Source organism: Nonomuraea sp. MTCD27 (assembly GCF_041950495.1).
Lineage (GTDB): Bacteria > Actinomycetota > Actinomycetes > Streptosporangiales > Streptosporangiaceae > Nonomuraea.
This window is the reverse complement of sequence record NZ_JBGNUW010000023.1, coordinates 14,112-29,195: the sequence shown is the minus strand read 5'-3', so window position 1 is coordinate 29,195 and position 15,084 is coordinate 14,112. Positions and strand designations below refer to the sequence as shown.

The following is a 15,084-nucleotide window of genomic DNA, read 5'->3' as shown; positions in this document are numbered from 1 at the left end:
AAGGAGGCCTCATGACCCTGTCCTCACCGCTGCTCCTGGCCGTCGGACTGCTGCTCACGGTGGCGCTGGCCTGGGCTGCCGTCGTCTCGGCGCGCCGCCGGACGGCCGCCCTCGCCGCGGCCGGGGTCGCCGCGCCGGACGGCCGCCGGGCGTACCTCGGGATCGGCCTGACGGTCGCCGGCGTCGGGGTGCTCGCGATCGCCACCTCCGGACCGGCGGCCATGGTGCCGGTCCCGCGGACCTCGGGCACCGTCATCCTCGCCATGGACGTCTCCAACAGCATGGGCGCCGACGACGTCGAGCCCACCCGGCTGGCGGCGGCGCAGCGGGCGGCCCGCGCGTTCGTGGCGGCGCAGCCCGACAGCGTCGACATCGGGGTCGTCGCGTTCGAACGGGGGGCGCACACCACCGCCCGGCCCGACGCCGACCACTCCATCGCGCTCAAGGCCATCGACCGGCTGAAGATCGCCGGCGGCACCTCGCTGGAGACGGCCATCACGGCCTCGCTGATGGCGATCACCGGCAAGGAGGTGGCCGTCGACAGCGAGGGCGCCGCGCCCGACCTCGGCTACTGGCCGTCGGCGACGATCGTGCTGTTCTCCGACGGCCAGAACCTGGGCCGGGACGTCGAACGCGCCGCCACCCTCGCCCAGCAGGCAGGCGTACACATCCACACCGTCGGCGTCGGCACCGCGGCCGGGGCCACGGTGAAGGTGGACGGCTACCACCTGCAGACCTCGCTGGAAGAGGACACCCTCACCTTGATCGCGCAGACCACCGGCGGCGCCTACCACCCCGCCTCCGACGCCGCGCGCCTCGACGGGATCGCCGACACGATCGACCTGCGGCTCACCGTCTCCGACGAGCCGCTGCCCCTCGCCGGCGGGCTGATCGGGCTCGCCCTCGCGCTGCTCACCGCAGGAGCGGCGCTCACCGTGCTCCGGTCCGGACGGGTGATCTGAATGACGTTCTCATGGCCGTGGGCGCTGCTGACCGTCCTGATCATCCCGCTGATCCTCGCCATCCGCTGGTGGGCGCTACGCCGCCGCCGGCGGGCCGCCGTCCGCGTCACCTCGATCTCGCTCGTACGCACCGCGCTGCCCGGCCGTACGCGCTGGACGCGCAAGATCCCCCCGGCACTGTTCATCACCGGACTCGCGCTGCTCGCGGTCGGAGCCGCGCGACCGCAGGCGTCGGTGCCGGTGCCGCAGACGTCGGCGACGATCCTGCTCGCGCTCGACACCTCCGGCTCCATGTGCTCCACGGACGTCGACCCCAACCGCCTCACCGCCGCGCGGAAGGCCGCCGCGGAGTTCATCGAGTCGCAGCGGGGCGGGCCGCGCATCGGCCTGGTCACCTTCAACGGCACCGCCGGCCTGGTCGTCCCGCCCACCGACGACACCGACTCGTTGGTCGAGGCGCTGGACAACCTCACCGTGGCCCGCGGCACCGCGATCGGCCAGGCCATGCTCGCCTCGATCGACGCGATCGCGGAGGTCGACCCGTCGGTCGCCCCCACCGGCGCGGACCCCGGCACCGGCGGCTCCGGTGATGGCTACGCCGGCGCCGCGATCGTCGTGCTCACCGACGGCGCGAACACCCAGGGCGTCGACCCGCAGACCGCCGCCCAGGAAGCGGCTTCGCGCCGCCTCCGCGTCTTCACCATCGGCTTCGGCACCACGAACCCGGCCCCGATGGTCTGCGAGAACTCCCAGTTCGACGGCCGCGGCTTCGGCGGCTGGGGCGGTGGCTTCGGCGGGCGCGGCAGGTTCGACAGCGGCCGCAACATCCGCATGATCGACGAGCCCGCGCTCAAGCAGATAGCCCGGACCACCGGCGGCTCCTACCACCGCGCCGAGAACGCCGACCAGCTCCAGAGCGCCCTCGACACCCTCCCCGGCAGCTTCACCGTCGTCCGCCGGCAGGTCGACACGGCCGCCGCCTTCGCCGCCGGCGGTGCCGTCCTCATCACCGCGGCCCTGTCCCTCTCCCTCTGGTGGAACCGCCCCCGCACCCCGACCCGCTGACGGTCCGGCCGGGGGGAGCGTGCGCCACCGGGGGCTACCCCCTCGGCCGCACCGGACCCCGGAGGACGTGGCACGGGACCGCAGGTCAGCCGCGGGTGCCGGCCGGGACGTGCAGCGACAGGTGCGTGGACAGGGCGCGGAGGAAGTCAGGGGCGTCGAAGACCGCACCCGCGGAGGCGACGCCGGTGGTCCTGGTCCGCCCGGTGAGGATGCGGTCGACCGCCTCCACCGCGAGCGGCGCGCTGACGGCGTAGATGTCCTGACCGGTGGCGGCCACGCGGCGTTCCGCGCCGCCGGAGCGGACGAGGACGTCGACGACGAAGGTCTGCGCGGAGCGGCCACGGTCGTCGACGGCGGCCGGTGCCGAGGGGTCAGGAGCGCCCAGGTCCGCGGCCGCCTTGGCGGTCATGTAGGTACGCACCTCCCGGACGTCCAGGTGGCTGGGAACGGTGACGACGTCGGCCATGGTGAACTCACCGATGACGCTCTGCGGGCCGAGCGGAGCCGGGAAGGGCCACTCCAGGGTCGGCAGCGCGTCGTCGTGGTACTCCAGTCGTCCGCCGGTGAAGCGGACCCGGCGGCCACCCCGTCGCTGCCCCGAGACCACGCCCGAAGCGAGCGTGCCGGTGGTGGGGTGCCAACTGCTCAGACCGTAGGCGACGTGCACGTCGTCCGCGGCCGTCCAGTCGCCCATCGCGGTGGTGACCAGCAGGTCGCCGAGGCCGCCGTAGAAGGCCATCGCCGGGACCACCACGGTGCCCGCGGCCCGGGCGCGGTCGGCGAAGTGCGCGAACGTGTCGACGTTCGCCTCGATCTCGGCCGCCACGTCGACATACGGGATGCCGGCCCGCAGCGCCGCCTCGACCAGCGGGCCGGCGGTCGTGGCGAAGGGCCCGGCACAGTTGATCACGGCTGCCGCGCCGTCCAGCGCCCAGTCGAGCGAGGCCGGGTCATCGACCGAAGCCTGCCGCGCCGCCAACCCCGGGTGGGCCGCCACCAGCGCCACCAGCTTGTCCTGGTCGCGACCGAGGAGCAGCGGGACGTACCCGCGCTCAATCAGCTCCGCGACCACGAACCGCCCGGTGTGCCCGTAGGCGCCGAACACCGCCACGTTCTGACCCGATCCCATGCCTGCTCCCGCGTTCTTCGAAGTGATTCAGTACGCAAATCCTGTCCCTGCTGGCACACCTGTGCCTAGTGTCCGAAACGACACGACCCATACAATTTCCGACATGAACTCGTTCCCGCGCTCCGTCGCTGTCGCCGCCACCGACGGGATGCTGCACTTCGAGCTGGCCCTGGCCTACGAGGTCTTCGGCTCCGCTCCCGACGCCCTGCCGGGCCCCTGGTACGACGTCAGGGTGTGCGGCACGCAGGCCGTCCGGGTCGGCCGGTTCCACCTGGAGCCGGACTGCGGGCTCGACTGGCTGGCGCACGCCGACACGGTGATCGTCCCGGCCCTGGCGGACGTCGACGAGGACCCGCCGGCCGACCTGGTCGAGGCGGTGCGCGTGGCCCACGAGTCGGGCGCGCGGGTGGTCTCCCTGTGCACGGGCGTGTTCGTACTCGCCGCCGCCGGCCTGCTGAACGGGCTGCGCGCGACCACGCACTGGGCCCACACCGGCCAACTGGCCGCCCGCTACCCCCAGGTGGAGGTCGACCCCGACGTCCTCTACGTCGACAACGGCACCGTGCTCACCTCCGCCGGCAAGGCCGCGGCCATGGACCTGTGCCTGCACCTGGTACGCCGCGACCACGGCTCGGCGGTCGCCAACGTGGTCGCCCGCCGCCTGGTCGTGCCACCCCACCGGGCCGGCGGCCAGGCCCAGTTCGTCTCCACACCGGTGCCCGCCCAGGACGGCCACCCCCTGGCCGAGCTGCTCACCTGGGTGATGCGCCGCCTGGACCAGCCGCTCACCGTGGAGGACCTGGCCCGCCAGGCGAACATGAGCTCACGCCACCTGGCCCGCCACTTCCGCTCGCTCACCGGCACCACCCCGCTGCAATGGCTGCTGACCCAGCGGATCCGGCGCGCGCAGGAACTGCTGGAGACCACGGACGACAGCGTCGACACCATCGCCTCGGCCGCGGGCATGGGCACGGCGACAACACTGCGCCGCCACTTCCACCGCACGGTAGGCGTCCCACCGGACGCCTACCGGCGCACGTTCCGTGCATGAGACGGACGCGCACACGCCGGATCGCACCTGCGCGAGTTCCGCTTGCGGAGCCGATCCCGGCGGCTCAGCACGCGGATTACGCAATACAGCGCAATTCGAAATCTTATGCGTACAAGGCCGGCTGCAGAAGCTGACTGGCAGAAACTCCCGTTTGCCGATTTTACGTATGCGTCCCCTCCCCTGCATATGCCATATCCGCCGCCGCAGCCCGTCGCAAATGCATAACGCGTTTACCCGCAGTATCAGACGTGCTTTACTTCCGCCTTGTAAGCCACACCCTCTGGGAGGGCCCATGGGGGAGTTGGCCGGGATCGATCCCCTCGGCGCAGACAAGCTGATCCGCCGGATGGAGGCGGGCAAGGACGTCCTCGGCCGGACACGACCGGGACTCGAAGCAGCGATCGCCGAGGCGGGTCCGGACTGGGCCGGCCGCATGGGTGTCGCCACCATGCATCGCACCTGGGCGTTCTTCCACGAGTCCCAGCAGGACCTCAGATGGCGCATCGACATCCTCAAGCGCATGGTGCCGGCGCAGCAGAAGGGCATGCTGACCGCCACCCTGCCCTTCACCAGCCGGACGGAGGCGGCGCAGGCGGCCGAGGAGGACGCCGCGGCGATCACCGGGGCGCTCAAGCTCCACGATGAGCACCTCTCTCAGCAGAGCTGGAGCGAGGTGGACAAGGCGATGGCGGCGCTCAGGGGCCGGGTCGACGACCCTGCCTACGCCACGGCGCTGCTGGCCGCACTCGGCCCCGAGGCCTTTCAGAAGTTGTTCCGCGACTGGATGACCACGCAAGCCGGCGGGGATCGCCGAGGGCTGACCCCGGAGGCGGGCAAGCGGGCCGGCACCGGCTCACCGGGCCTGCTTGCCAGGGCCTTCGCCAGTGCGGAGAGCTCTGGGCGGCTCGGGCCGGAATGGCAGAAGATGGTGGAGAGCGCCCCATCCGACATCCTCACCGCCCTCGTTAGACTTGCCCCGCAGTCGGGCACGTTCCTCAATCGGGTGGCGGCCAATCTGCTGAATCGCCCACCGAACTCTGACGCGTTTCCCACCGATCCCAACTGGAACCTGTACAACCTGGCCACGGCATTCGCGGCGAATCCGGAGGCGTTCCAGCGATTCCTGGCCGAACACCCGAAAGAGGCGGGAGTCCTGCTCGACGCCTACACCATCAGGTCAAGCGGCGTCCCTGCCTATGAGGCAGCGCTGGCACAGGCGTTGGACGGGGCGTTGCAGCCGAAATTCGGGTCGTTCGAGGTGCAGGAGCGTGCCTGGATCGTCGTCATCAACAGCATCGGGTCCGTTCACTCTCTCTGGATCGGCGGCAGTCTCGGCACCTTTCCCGATTCGCCGATCAGCCGGGTGCTGGCCGAGAACATCGGGCCAGTCCTCGACAAGCTCGCGCGAGGCCAGGCTGACCGAGCGGCTCGTGAGGCCTACGAGAAGGCGAAGGCCGGGGGAGCGAAATACCCACCGCTACCGCTTCCCTATCTGGCGCCGCGGGCTCCGTGGAACACGCTCGATCCTGCGGTGACCGCCCGGTTCTTCGGTGCGCTCGCGCAAGACCCTGTCGCGGCCGATACCTTGATGAAGGCCGGCCAAGAGTATGTCCAGGAAATGGACATGGGTCGCTTCCAACCCTTCGGCTCGGACAACTACAGCGCGTCGGCGTTCTACAACTACGCCGAGCGGGCGGGGGCACTGGCGAGCCTGCTGCTGTCCGGGTCGACCTACGCCGAGTGGAGCGACGACCAGTACGCGGAATGGCTCGCCGGAAACATGCTGCTGCCGGTCGACTATATAGATCAGTTCCTGCCGGTGGCAGGCAAGATCCCGGGCACTGGAAAAGCCAAGATACTCGATGGCGTCAAGGACAGCCTGAAGAAGATGATCACGGATTACTTGGACGGGAAAACGCCGGGTTCTGCCGAGGATGTCGCCCGAAGGCTCGCGGCCGCGCAGGTGGACGCGATGATTGACTCGCTGAGGGCAAATGGGCATGGCTTGCCCACGAATCTCGACCAGAACACGTTGCGGAAAGCCGTGATGGGCGGCATGTTGGGCGCTGTGACCAACGCTCTGAGGATAAGGGGCGGTTGATCATGCCTACCAGGGATCAGCTGCTCCGCGAGGCGGCCGAGAAGGAGTCACTTGCTTCGACGTTCGCCGGCTGCGCCAGGAGCCTTGCCGAGACGTTCGACGGGATTCCAGCGCGGCCAAGCGATAGCGATCCCTTCTGGAAAGGGGCGGCTGCGGATCGGTACCTTGCGGATGCCGTCCGTCTCAGGCGTGAGATGGCCGATCTCGAAAGCTCGTGCTTGGCGACCGCCGAGGCCCTACGCCGCCGAGCCGAACAGCTCCGCAAGGAGGCGGCGCAGGTGCCCGATCCGGCGTGACCGGCTTCAGCCGGCGCGAGGGTAGCATTCGGTCTTGCCGATGATCGCGATGTTGGGCGTGGAATCCAGACGGGCGAAAAGTATGAAGGTCAATCCGGCCTCAGGATTGACCAGTACGGCAACGCTCGTGTCGTCTTCCCAAAGGTCCAGATTGTCGACGACCTCGTTCTGGTAACCCCTGCTGAAGAATTGCGTCTTGAGTAGCCCGATAAGGTTGACCGGGCTTTCCTTGGACGGATCCGCGAAGCTGCCTTTGGCGATGTAGAAACGTCGCTGCTCATCGGGCGTGCAGGACGAGTTCCGGTCCGGACCGTCCGCCCGTTCCTTTGTCAGCCCTGTCACGCGCGCCTCGACCCAGGAGGTCGCCGCATCCCCATCGCTCACGAGCTTCTTGACAGCATCCGCCAGCGGCGGTGGTTCCGGCTCGCCAGAACAGCCCGTCAGGACCGCGAAACAGACAAGTGCCGCGGCAACTACCCTCGAAGACGCACCAAGGCGCACGGTCGGACCTTATCCGAGCAGGCTCCGCTCGTACATCGGATCTGCCCCAGCCATAGCGAGCTGCGATGAGGGGACACATCCTTTACCGCTGCGAGCGCTATTTCCTGGAACCAACGGGGCCGAATCGCCCGAATTTCCTATTGTCGTAGGGTTCCGCCGGCCGCGGCGGCGTCGTGCCTGGAATGGCGTCACGCCCGTGGCCCTCAGAGACAATGACAGGATGCGTGAGCTGGTCGTCGTCCGGAACCCGGATCAGCAGTCCCGCCTGCCCTACCTGATCCGGCTGCCGCTCGGGGAGGGGCTGTTCCTGCGCGCGGGCGGCACCTGGCCGCGGGAGAAGGCGATCTACTGCTACCCGGTCGGGCCGGAGGAGTGGCCGGACGAGCCGGAGGTGGTCGAGCGGGTTCCGGTCCGCTCGTGTGTACGGCGGGGCGCGGCGATCGATCTGGTGCTGGACCGGGCCCGGGAGAACCGGTCGCAGATCGTCTTCACCAAGGCCCGCGGCCGGGACGCGATCTTCTGGCAGACGGCCCGGGTGCGCAGGCAAGCCCGCCCGAACGTGACCACCCCCACCGCGCGCGCCTCCGGAGTCGCGGCCCTGCCGATCGTCGTGGACAGTGGCGAGCGGTACGCCTACAAGTTCCCCCGCCAGCAGGTCGAGCTCGTCCGACGGCGGATGCCGTGCGGCGACTACGGCGTCGAGATCGCCGGGACGCTGCACGCGGCAGTGGAGCGCAAGAGCCTGGCCGACCTGGTGGGGTCCCTGCTCAACAGCCGGCTGAAGTACCAGCTGACCGAGCTGGCCGCCCTTCCGCACGCCGCGGTGGTGGTGGAGGACCGTTACAGCCAGGTGTTCAAGCTGGAATACGTACGCCCGGCGGTGGTCGCCGACGGGATGGCCGAGTTGCAGGTGGCCTTCCCCAGCGTGCCGATCGTGTTCTGCGAGAGCCGGCAGCTGGCCGAGGAGTGGACCTACCGGTTCCTGGCCGCCGCCTACGCCGCCGCGGATCACCCAGCCGAGGCGGCGCCGGCCGTACCGGCGACGGACGAGCCCGTGACGATGCCGGAACCCAGCACGGCCGAGGTTCGTGCCTGGGCTCGTGACCACGGTCTGGACGTGCCGGCCAAAGGGCGGCTTCGTCCGGAGGTGTGGCAGGCGTACCGGCGCGCCCATTCGTAGGCCACCGGCGGGGGCCGCATCGGAGCCAGGCCCGGATGTTCTCGACCCGTACCCGACGATAGTGCGCCTTGGCCGGAGTGTCATGGCGTCGGGTCGTAGGGCGTGGTCGAACCGGGGTCCGGGGCGTCGGCCGATTCGCCGGACTGAGCGGGGCCGAGTGTCCGGGGGAGTTCGAAGAGCTCGAACAGGTCCGGGTCGCGGAACGCGACGATCTGCGTGATCCCCGCGTCGGAGGCCGAGAGGACCATCACGGCGTGTACGTGGTGAACGCCGTCCGGGCCGCGCTGGTACATGGCGACCGCGGGCTGCCCGTTGGCCGCGGTGGGCACCATGCGGCAGGCGCCTGGCACGGTGAGAACCCTGGTCCTGAAGAACCGGCCGACGGGCTCTCGCCCGGCGAACCAGGTCGGAGTGGGCGGCATCTCCAGCACAGCGTCCTCGGTCAGCAATTCCATGAGGGCGGCGATGTCGGCGTTCTCGAAGGCGGCGACATAGCGGTCCAGCAGTTCCCGCCGGCGCGTGCCGGAGATCTCGGGCGTGTCGTCCTCGGCGGGTGCCGCCTGGCCGAGCTGTGCTCGAGCGCGCTGCAGGACGCTTTTGACCGCGGGGACGGAGATGCCGAGCATCTCGGCGACCTCCGCCGCGCGCAGCGCCAGTACGTCGCGCAGGATGAGGACGGCGCGCTGGCGCGGGGGCAGGTGCTGCAGGGCGGCCATCAGGGCGAGGCGCACGCTTGCGCGCGCGGCGACGATGGTGGCGGGATCGCCGGAACCGGCGGGGAGCAGCCGGTCGGGGAAGGGCTGCAGCCACGTCACCTCCGCCGGCGGTGCGAGGGGGCCTTCGGGGTCGTCGGCGGGACCGCCGAGGCCGGACGGCAGTGGCCGGCGCTTGCGGTGCTCGAGTGCGGTGAGGCAGACGTTGGTCGCGATCCGGTAGAGCCAGGTGCGCAGTGACGCCCGGCCTTCGAACGCCTCGTACGAGCGCCACGCGCGCAGGTAGGTCTCCTGCACGAGGTCCTCGGCGTCGTGGACCGAACCGAGCATGCGGTAGCAGTAGGCCAGGAGCTCGGGCCGGTACGGGGAGGTCAGCCGGGCGAAGAGGTCGTTGTCCGGCATCACCGTCGGCCGGGCCCGCCCGCCGTCCGCCGGGTCGAACGTCCCGAAGGTGGCGTTGAGGCGGGGTGCCGGGTGTTCCGCTGCATGTGGCTCATCGTCCACTGGATCGCCGACGTACGTGCGGCCCATCCGCGTCACCGTCCGGCGCCGGGCCGGTCGGCGAGTTCGACGAGCTGCACGTAGTTTCCGACCGGATCCTCCACTGTCGCGATGCGGCCCGGGCCGAAGTGCTCCACCGGGCGGATCCACTGCGTGACGCCCAGCGCCTTCAGATGGGTCACGACCGCGTCGATGTCCTCGACGTAGAAGTTGATCAAAATCCTGCCCGGTTCCCGGGTGCCCTGCTCGAGATCGTCGCGGCGGTCGAACACCAGCCGTCCGTCGCCCACCATCAGCACGGTGCCCGGCCCGGCCGCCGGCGCGAAGGCCGCGCGGTACCAGTCGCTGAGCCGTTCCGGATCGTCGCTGCCCAGCACCAGGCCGCCCAGCCGGATCCCCGTCGTTGTCGTCATGATCGTGTCCTCTCGGTCGCCATCGGGATCCCGTCACCTCTATCGACTCGGCGGCCCGCCGAAAGGAATCGGTCCGGGCGGCTGGAGGCTCCGCACCATGGGTGGCACGCGTCAGGACGGTTCGTCCAAGGTCTGACGGTGGTCAGTCGGCGATCAGGCCACCGGTGAGGTTGGCGACCGCCCCGGTGATCGCGGACGCGCGGTCCGAGGCGACGAAGGCGGCCACGTTGGCGATCTCAGCGACCGTGGGAAGCCTTTTGCGCAGTGTCCGGTCCTCCATGCGGGCCAGGAACGCGTCGCGGCTGATGCCGTAGGCATCGGCGTGCAGGCCGTACACCTCGGAGAGCTGCGGCGTCTCCGGCATGCCCGCCGCGTTCAGGCAGACGACTCGCACACCGTGCGGTCCGAGCTCGGCGGCCAGCCCCCGCGACAGCGCTTCGATCGCCGCCCATGCCGGTGCCATGCCTCCCATGAGCGGGACCGCCGTCCGCGACGGGCTCGCCGTGATCGTCAGAATCACACCCGACCCCTGGCCGGTCATACGCCGTGCGGCGGCTCTCGCGGTCAGGAAGTTGGCCTTGGGGTAGGTGGCCATGGGCAGGTCGAATCCGTCCGGAGACAGGTCGACGATGCGGGTGCCCTGGATGCCGGTCTGCGGGAGGCTGATGGCGTTGAGAGAGATGTCGATGGACCCCGCCTGCCGCACCACCGCATCGGCGTGCGCCTCGACGGCCTCCGCATCCAGCACGTTCATCGTGGCGACCTCTGCGACGCCGTTCGAGGCCCGGATCCGCTCCGCCACCGCCTCCAGTGCGGCGCCGGTGCGCCCGGCGAGGAAGACCCGTGCACCTTCCGTGGCGAAGGCGTGAGCGACCGCGCTCCCGATCGCTCCGCCCGCTCCGTAAACAATCGCGTTCTTCTTTTCGAGCAGCACCGTTTCTCCTGGTGTGGACTGCGGAGTTCCGTCACACCTGTCGACTCGGGGGCCCGCCGAAAGGAATCGGTCGATGGGGGGTCGTCCATGCCGCGGTGGTGCCCGTCTCGTGGGCGGCTGCGCGGGTCGGCCTGTCATCAAGCGGCGTCGAGGGCTTCGGTGATCTTGCGGGCCATCTCCGTCATGGTGGGGCTGGGCTCGCCCTTGTGGGGGCGGGTGGCCGCTTCGACGGCGACGATGACGGTGCGGCGGAAGTTGCCGGCCTCGGTGGGGTCCTGCTGCTTGAGCAGGCTCATGGCTGCCGTCAAGGCCGGGAGCACCTGGTCGGCTAGTGCGGCGACGGTCTTGCCGTACTTCACGCCCTTGGGTGCCTTGGTGAGCACGTGCCCGACGGGGCCGGTCGCGGAGGTCAGGGCGATGCTGCCTTCGGTGGCGGCCTTGTGGGCCGAGCCGGCGGCACCGGCGGCGGACATCAGCGAGACGGCGCCCCAGGCGGCGGTCCGCAGGGTGAGCGTGTCCTGGCCGGAAAGGGTGATGGACATGATGGGGTGCTCCTTCAGATCTGCGACGAGAGGTTCGGGTGAACGGACGGCTGGTGGAGTGCGGCCTGTGGGCGCCGCGTTCGCTGTTCCGTTCATGGGCTCAACCATCGCCGACCGCTCTGACACCGGGCCGTCGCCGCCCTGACGCCGCCGCTGACACCACGCCGGTCAGGAGGTGGCTTCGGATGCCGAAGCGCGGAGAGCCGCTGCGATCCACCCGAAGGGCACCGGACCTTCCCCGCCCTCACCGGCCGGCGTCCCGTTGATCACGGCCACCAGGGACAGGTACCTGCCATGAGTGCTGTCGAACCGCGACTCGGCGTCCGTCTCCTTCGGGAGCTCCGCACGCTCGATCTCCTCGACCAGGACGAACCTGGTGGCCAGGTGGTTCAGGAACTCGGCGGTGGCGCGCTTGCCGGCGAGTTCGGCGGTCGCGTGCGCCAGACGTACGCTGACCTCCCGCGCCCGTGGCGAGTCCGCTGCCAGCCCGGAGCGATACGCGGCGACGATCTCCTCCATGATCTTCGTCCCGGTCGTGTAGATGAAGTCCTGCACCGGTGTGGCGGTCATGAGCCGTCCCTGCGGGGTGGAGTAGGTCTCCCGCAGGTAGGAGCGGACGGCGCCGCGGAACTCCGCGTCCCGCACCAGGTCGGCCAGCTCGATCCAGGCTTCGAGCTGGGCGGCGGTGGGATCGTCCGGTAGCCGGGGCCGGATCGTCCGCAACCGGTCGACGAAACCGGGGGACACGTCGAGGTCTTCGCCGACCTCGCTCCAGAAATCGTCGATGAGCCGCTCGCGCTCCTCATCCGGCATCGAGACGAGCCTGTGCATCAAAGCCGCCTGCGCGACGGTGCCACCCTGCTTGACCAGGGTCCGCAGCACGGCCCGCCGGGCCCGGAGGTCGCGCTCCTGCCGCTCGACGAGTTCCAGGTGCATCGCGAAGAGATCGCGCAGTGACGTCTCACCGTCGAGCAGCCGGCGGATGTCGTCCAGGCCGGTGCCCAGGTCGCGGAGGGTACGGACGACTTCGAGCCGGGCGATCGCGCGAACGTCGTACAGCCGGGCGCCCGCACCGGTCAGGCGGGTGGGCGCGACCACCGCGGCGTCGGCGTAGAACCGGATGGCACTGACGCTCAGACCGGTCCGGCGCGCGGCGTCCCCGATCGAGTAGAGCCCGTTGTCGTCCATGCCGCCACTATGGGACCTCGAGCGACTTGAGATGCAACCTCCGGACGCGGTCGCCCATGGCCGGATCGGCTCGCCCGGCCCGTTGACGTCCCGGCTCCGGCGCTGGGTCGGCCGGTCTGCCGGAGAATCCCGGCACCGAATCGGCCTCCGGCGTCGCGGCTCATCGACAGAGTCACTGCCGCCGTCGCCGGCGCGTCCGCACCTGTGGGGCCGGGTCCTGGTTCGACGGTTCCGGGCGTTCGGTGCGGGTGGGGTTGCCGCGTACGAGCTCGTCGTGGATGCGCCAGCGGGCGGTGGTGACGGCGTGCTCCGCCGCCTCGTCGCCGCGTTCGATGCGCTGCCGCAGCAGCCGCATGGCGATGCGGCGGTTGAGGCTGAGCTGCCGCTCGGTGTCGACCACGACGACGATGCCGGTGGGCCGGTGGGTCGCCCGTACGGCCGTGCTCGCCTTGTTCCGGTGCTGGCCGCCGGGGCCGCCGGTGCGGCAGGCGACGATGTCGACGTCTGCTTCCGCGAACGCCGTGCGCGGGGTGTCGAGCCGGCACGGCCGGGCGATGACGTACCAGTTCTTTCGGCCGGTGCCGGCCCGGTACGGGCTGGGGGCCTGCCAGCACAGGGTTCCGGTCCACGAGGCGGCGAACGTCTCGGCGTCGTCTCCTGCGATCCGGACGAGGACCGATCGGTAGGTGCCCGGCCGGTCCCCGGGAACAGTCTGGGCCCGATGGGTCTCCAGCTCCTGCCGGGCGGCGTCGGCTTCCAGGCGGTGCAGCAGCTCGGCCAGGGCCCAGGCACACTCCTGCGGGCCCCGCCCGGCCGACAGGAGCAGGTGAACGCTCACGGCCGGCCGCGCTTACGGCGGCCACGGGGCGCGGACCCCAGGTCGGGCGTCTTGTAGGTGACCAGCGGGATCGTGGTGGCCACGGGCGTGGCCAGCCGGTGCTCGACGAGGTCGGCGATCACCTGCTCGATCCGCTTGTACGCCGTAGGCGCCTCCTCGAACAGCAGTTGCCGGTCGCCGCACACCACCAGCGACCCCACCGGCGTACGGCGCAGCTCCTCGACCGTGTGCTTGGCCCGCCCCCGGCGCAGGGCGTCCGCACGCGACATCTTGCGGCCCGCGCCGTGCGCCACGGAATGCCCGGCGTCCGGCCCGGCGTGGGCGGCCACGAGGTAGGAAGGGGTGCCTCGCGTACCGGCGATGAGCACGTCGCGGCCGTCACCCGGCGCCGCCCCCTTGCGGTGCAGGTAGCTCCCGTCGCGGAGCTCGACCAGGTTGTGGCACTGGTCGACGATCGGCTCGGTGGGCTCGGCCCCCAGCGCATGGGCGACCCGGGCGGCCAGCAGCCGCCGGTTGAGCGACCCCCAGCGTACGGCGTCGTCATGCATCGCCAGGTAGGCCTCGGGATCGGCAGCCGGGCCCGCGCCGTGGACCTCGGTGTGCGCCCGCAGGATCCGTTCGCCCAGCCCTCGGGAACCGCTGTGCACGATGAGCACCAGGTCGCTGGCGGCCAGCCCGAGACGGCCGGCGTGGTCCGGCTCGAAGACGGTCCCGATCCGCGCCAGCTCGACGAAGTGGTTGCCCCGGCCGACCGTGCCGAGCCCTTCGACGTGACCTGCGGGAATGTCGCCCTTCACCACGGCCCAGGCGGGATCGCCGGCATCCTGCTCAGGGTGCAGCGCGCGATCGAGGTCGGGGAACCGGGCGGCGAGTTTCTCGGGTACGGCGCGCTTGAGCTTGACGGGGAACACGGCGATGCCGCACCCGATGTCGGAGCCCACCAGGAACGGGTACAAGACGGTCGACGCCATGGCGGCGCCGATGGGGGCGCCCTTGCCGGGGTGCAGGTCCGGCATGGCGGCGACGTGCGTCATGCCGTCGAGTGCGGCCACCTGGTGGCACTGCGCGACGGCATCGGACTCGATCCAGCTCGTGGGGGAGGCGAACACGGTGACCGTGGCCGTGGTGGCCGGTGGCCGGGGATGTTGCTGAGACAAGGACGCTCTCTTTGCTGAACGGGGCATGGGCGGGCGGCATCACGGCGCGCGAGTCGGCGCCGTGGCAATCTCGAAACAGCGGGTGCAATCCGTCAGCGCATCATGGAAACAACGTTCCCCGAGGCCCGCCGTACGAGGCAAGTGGTTTTCGACCGTACGGGCCGGTATGCCCGCAAGTCCCGTCGTCGCTTGTGCATGAGATCTCCCTCGCGTCGCCGTCGCGCACACCCGCGAGCTCCATGCTGCCGCTCACCCGCCACGTCTCACCCGGCCATTGCCGGGCGAAGATCCTGGCCGGCCTGTCGTTCGGGTCGGCGGACACCGAGGTGTCCCAGAAGTGGTACTCGATGAGCTCGGCAACCGAAGCCGACGCGCGAGCCGGCATCGGCGGCTGATTCCGGCACCTCGGCCGGCGGCAGGGACTGCGCCGCAGCATCCGGGCCGACGACTCGCCGGCTCACCTGTTCGCCTTCCATCCCGAGGCTGGGGGGAGTCGCGTGGATTCATGCCGAT

General features: G+C 70.6%; 16 protein-coding genes. 7 read left to right on the top strand and 9 right to left on the bottom strand.

The features are described 5' to 3' along the window. Window positions 1–11: 11 nt before the first annotated feature. On the top strand, window positions 12–962 hold the full coding sequence (locus tag ACBJ59_RS48215) for a VWA domain-containing protein (RefSeq protein WP_375116753.1): 951 nt from the start codon (window positions 12–14) through the stop codon (window positions 960–962). Further along, window positions 963–2,027 (top strand): VWA domain-containing protein, encoded by a 1,065-nt coding sequence (locus tag ACBJ59_RS48210; protein WP_375116752.1) that lies wholly within the window; start codon window positions 963–965, stop codon window positions 2,025–2,027. An 85-nt stretch (window positions 2,028–2,112) separates the two neighbouring features. Here the strand turns inward: ACBJ59_RS48210 and ACBJ59_RS48205 are convergent, their stop codons facing one another. Further along, a complete protein-coding gene (locus ACBJ59_RS48205) occupies window positions 2,113–3,156 on the bottom strand; it encodes a saccharopine dehydrogenase family protein (RefSeq protein ID WP_375116751.1) in 1,044 nt (347 codons plus the stop codon). Window positions 3,157–3,259: 103 nt separating this feature from the next. On the opposite strand from ACBJ59_RS48205, the gene ACBJ59_RS48200 reads away from it, so the two are divergent. The 3 genes from ACBJ59_RS48200 (at window position 3,260) to ACBJ59_RS48190 (ending at window position 6,604) form a co-directional block, all read left to right on the top strand. Further along, the gene (locus ACBJ59_RS48200) at window positions 3,260–4,207 is read left to right on the top strand and encodes a helix-turn-helix domain-containing protein (protein WP_375116750.1); all 948 of its coding nucleotides are present in this window, start codon (window positions 3,260–3,262) and stop codon (window positions 4,205–4,207) included. Window positions 4,208–4,499: 292 nt separating this feature from the next. Next, entirely contained in the window at window positions 4,500–6,308 is a 1,809-nt protein-coding gene (locus ACBJ59_RS48195; protein WP_375116749.1) for a hypothetical protein, read from the top strand. 2 nt (window positions 6,309–6,310) lie between these two features. Further along, window positions 6,311–6,604, top strand: a complete 294-nt coding sequence (locus ACBJ59_RS48190; RefSeq protein ID WP_375116748.1) for a hypothetical protein — start codon at window positions 6,311–6,313, stop codon at window positions 6,602–6,604. 6 nt (window positions 6,605–6,610) lie between these two features. Here the strand turns inward: ACBJ59_RS48190 and ACBJ59_RS48185 are convergent, their stop codons facing one another. Then, on the bottom strand, window positions 6,611–7,105 hold the full coding sequence (locus ACBJ59_RS48185; RefSeq protein ID WP_375116747.1) for a hypothetical protein: 495 nt from the start codon (window positions 7,103–7,105) through the stop codon (window positions 6,611–6,613). Between the two features lie 220 nt (window positions 7,106–7,325). Here ACBJ59_RS48185 and ACBJ59_RS48180 point away from each other — a divergent pair, with 220 nt between their 5' ends. Continuing rightward, window positions 7,326–8,285: an ERCC4 domain-containing protein gene (locus ACBJ59_RS48180; RefSeq protein WP_375116746.1), complete on the top strand. Its 960-nt coding sequence runs from the start codon at window positions 7,326–7,328 to the stop codon at window positions 8,283–8,285. Window positions 8,286–8,365: 80 nt separating this feature from the next. Here ACBJ59_RS48180 and ACBJ59_RS48175 read toward each other — a convergent pair whose 3' ends face one another. The 7 genes from ACBJ59_RS48175 to ACBJ59_RS48145 form a co-directional block, all read right to left on the bottom strand. Continuing rightward, window positions 8,366–9,400: a sigma-70 family RNA polymerase sigma factor gene (locus ACBJ59_RS48175; protein ID WP_375116897.1), complete on the bottom strand. Its 1,035-nt coding sequence runs from the start codon at window positions 9,398–9,400 to the stop codon at window positions 8,366–8,368. A gap of 134 nt (window positions 9,401–9,534) precedes the next feature. Beyond that, window positions 9,535–9,912, bottom strand: coding sequence for a VOC family protein (locus tag ACBJ59_RS48170; RefSeq protein ID WP_375116745.1), 378 nt, complete (start codon window positions 9,910–9,912; stop codon window positions 9,535–9,537). A gap of 142 nt (window positions 9,913–10,054) precedes the next feature. After that, the gene (locus ACBJ59_RS48165) at window positions 10,055–10,846 is read right to left on the bottom strand and encodes an SDR family NAD(P)-dependent oxidoreductase (RefSeq protein WP_375116744.1); all 792 of its coding nucleotides are present in this window, start codon (window positions 10,844–10,846) and stop codon (window positions 10,055–10,057) included. 137 nt (window positions 10,847–10,983) lie between these two features. Then, a complete protein-coding gene (locus ACBJ59_RS48160; RefSeq protein WP_375116743.1) occupies window positions 10,984–11,388 on the bottom strand; it encodes a hypothetical protein in 405 nt (134 codons plus the stop codon). Window positions 11,389–11,556: 168 nt separating this feature from the next. Further along, window positions 11,557–12,576 carry a MerR family transcriptional regulator gene (locus ACBJ59_RS48155; protein ID WP_375116742.1) on the bottom strand — a complete coding sequence of 340 codons (1,020 nt, stop codon included), beginning with the start codon at window positions 12,574–12,576 and terminating at the stop codon, window positions 11,557–11,559. Window positions 12,577–12,748: 172 nt separating this feature from the next. After that, window positions 12,749–13,414 (bottom strand): peptide chain release factor H, encoded by a 666-nt coding sequence (prfH, locus tag ACBJ59_RS48150; protein ID WP_375116741.1) that lies wholly within the window; start codon window positions 13,412–13,414, stop codon window positions 12,749–12,751. Next, the gene (locus ACBJ59_RS48145; protein ID WP_375116740.1) at window positions 13,411–14,571 is read right to left on the bottom strand and encodes an RNA ligase RtcB family protein; all 1,161 of its coding nucleotides are present in this window, start codon (window positions 14,569–14,571) and stop codon (window positions 13,411–13,413) included. Before ACBJ59_RS48145 ends, prfH begins: the two co-directional genes overlap by 4 nt. A 191-nt stretch (window positions 14,572–14,762) precedes the next feature. On the opposite strand from ACBJ59_RS48145, the gene ACBJ59_RS48140 reads away from it, so the two are divergent. Then, window positions 14,763–14,966, top strand: coding sequence for a hypothetical protein (locus ACBJ59_RS48140; RefSeq protein WP_375116739.1), 204 nt, complete (start codon window positions 14,763–14,765; stop codon window positions 14,964–14,966). The last annotated feature ends 118 nt before the right edge of the window (window positions 14,967–15,084 follow it).

Excerpts from the sequence above, each read along its gene's own strand:
- ACBJ59_RS48195 (WP_375116749.1), top strand. The coding sequence starts at position 4,500 with ATGGGGGAGTTGGCCGGGATCGATCCCCTCGGCGCAGACAAGCTGATC.
- ACBJ59_RS48170 (WP_375116745.1), bottom strand. The coding sequence starts at position 9,912 with ATGACGACAACGACGGGGATCCGGCTGGGCGGCCTGGTGCTGGGCAGC.
- ACBJ59_RS48205 (WP_375116751.1), bottom strand. The coding sequence starts at position 3,156 with ATGGGATCGGGTCAGAACGTGGCGGTGTTCGGCGCCTACGGGCACACC.
- ACBJ59_RS48160 (WP_375116743.1), bottom strand. The coding sequence starts at position 11,388 with ATGTCCATCACCCTTTCCGGCCAGGACACGCTCACCCTGCGGACCGCC.
- ACBJ59_RS48180 (WP_375116746.1), top strand. The coding sequence starts at position 7,326 with ATGCGTGAGCTGGTCGTCGTCCGGAACCCGGATCAGCAGTCCCGCCTG.
- ACBJ59_RS48155 (WP_375116742.1), bottom strand. The coding sequence starts at position 12,576 with ATGGACGACAACGGGCTCTACTCGATCGGGGACGCCGCGCGCCGGACC.
- ACBJ59_RS48200 (WP_375116750.1), top strand. The coding sequence starts at position 3,260 with ATGAACTCGTTCCCGCGCTCCGTCGCTGTCGCCGCCACCGACGGGATG.
- ACBJ59_RS48210 (WP_375116752.1), top strand. The coding sequence starts at position 963 with ATGACGTTCTCATGGCCGTGGGCGCTGCTGACCGTCCTGATCATCCCG.
- ACBJ59_RS48190 (WP_375116748.1), top strand. The coding sequence starts at position 6,311 with ATGCCTACCAGGGATCAGCTGCTCCGCGAGGCGGCCGAGAAGGAGTCA.
- ACBJ59_RS48215 (WP_375116753.1), top strand. The coding sequence starts at position 12 with ATGACCCTGTCCTCACCGCTGCTCCTGGCCGTCGGACTGCTGCTCACG.
- ACBJ59_RS48175 (WP_375116897.1), bottom strand. The coding sequence starts at position 9,400 with ATGCCGGACAACGACCTCTTCGCCCGGCTGACCTCCCCGTACCGGCCC.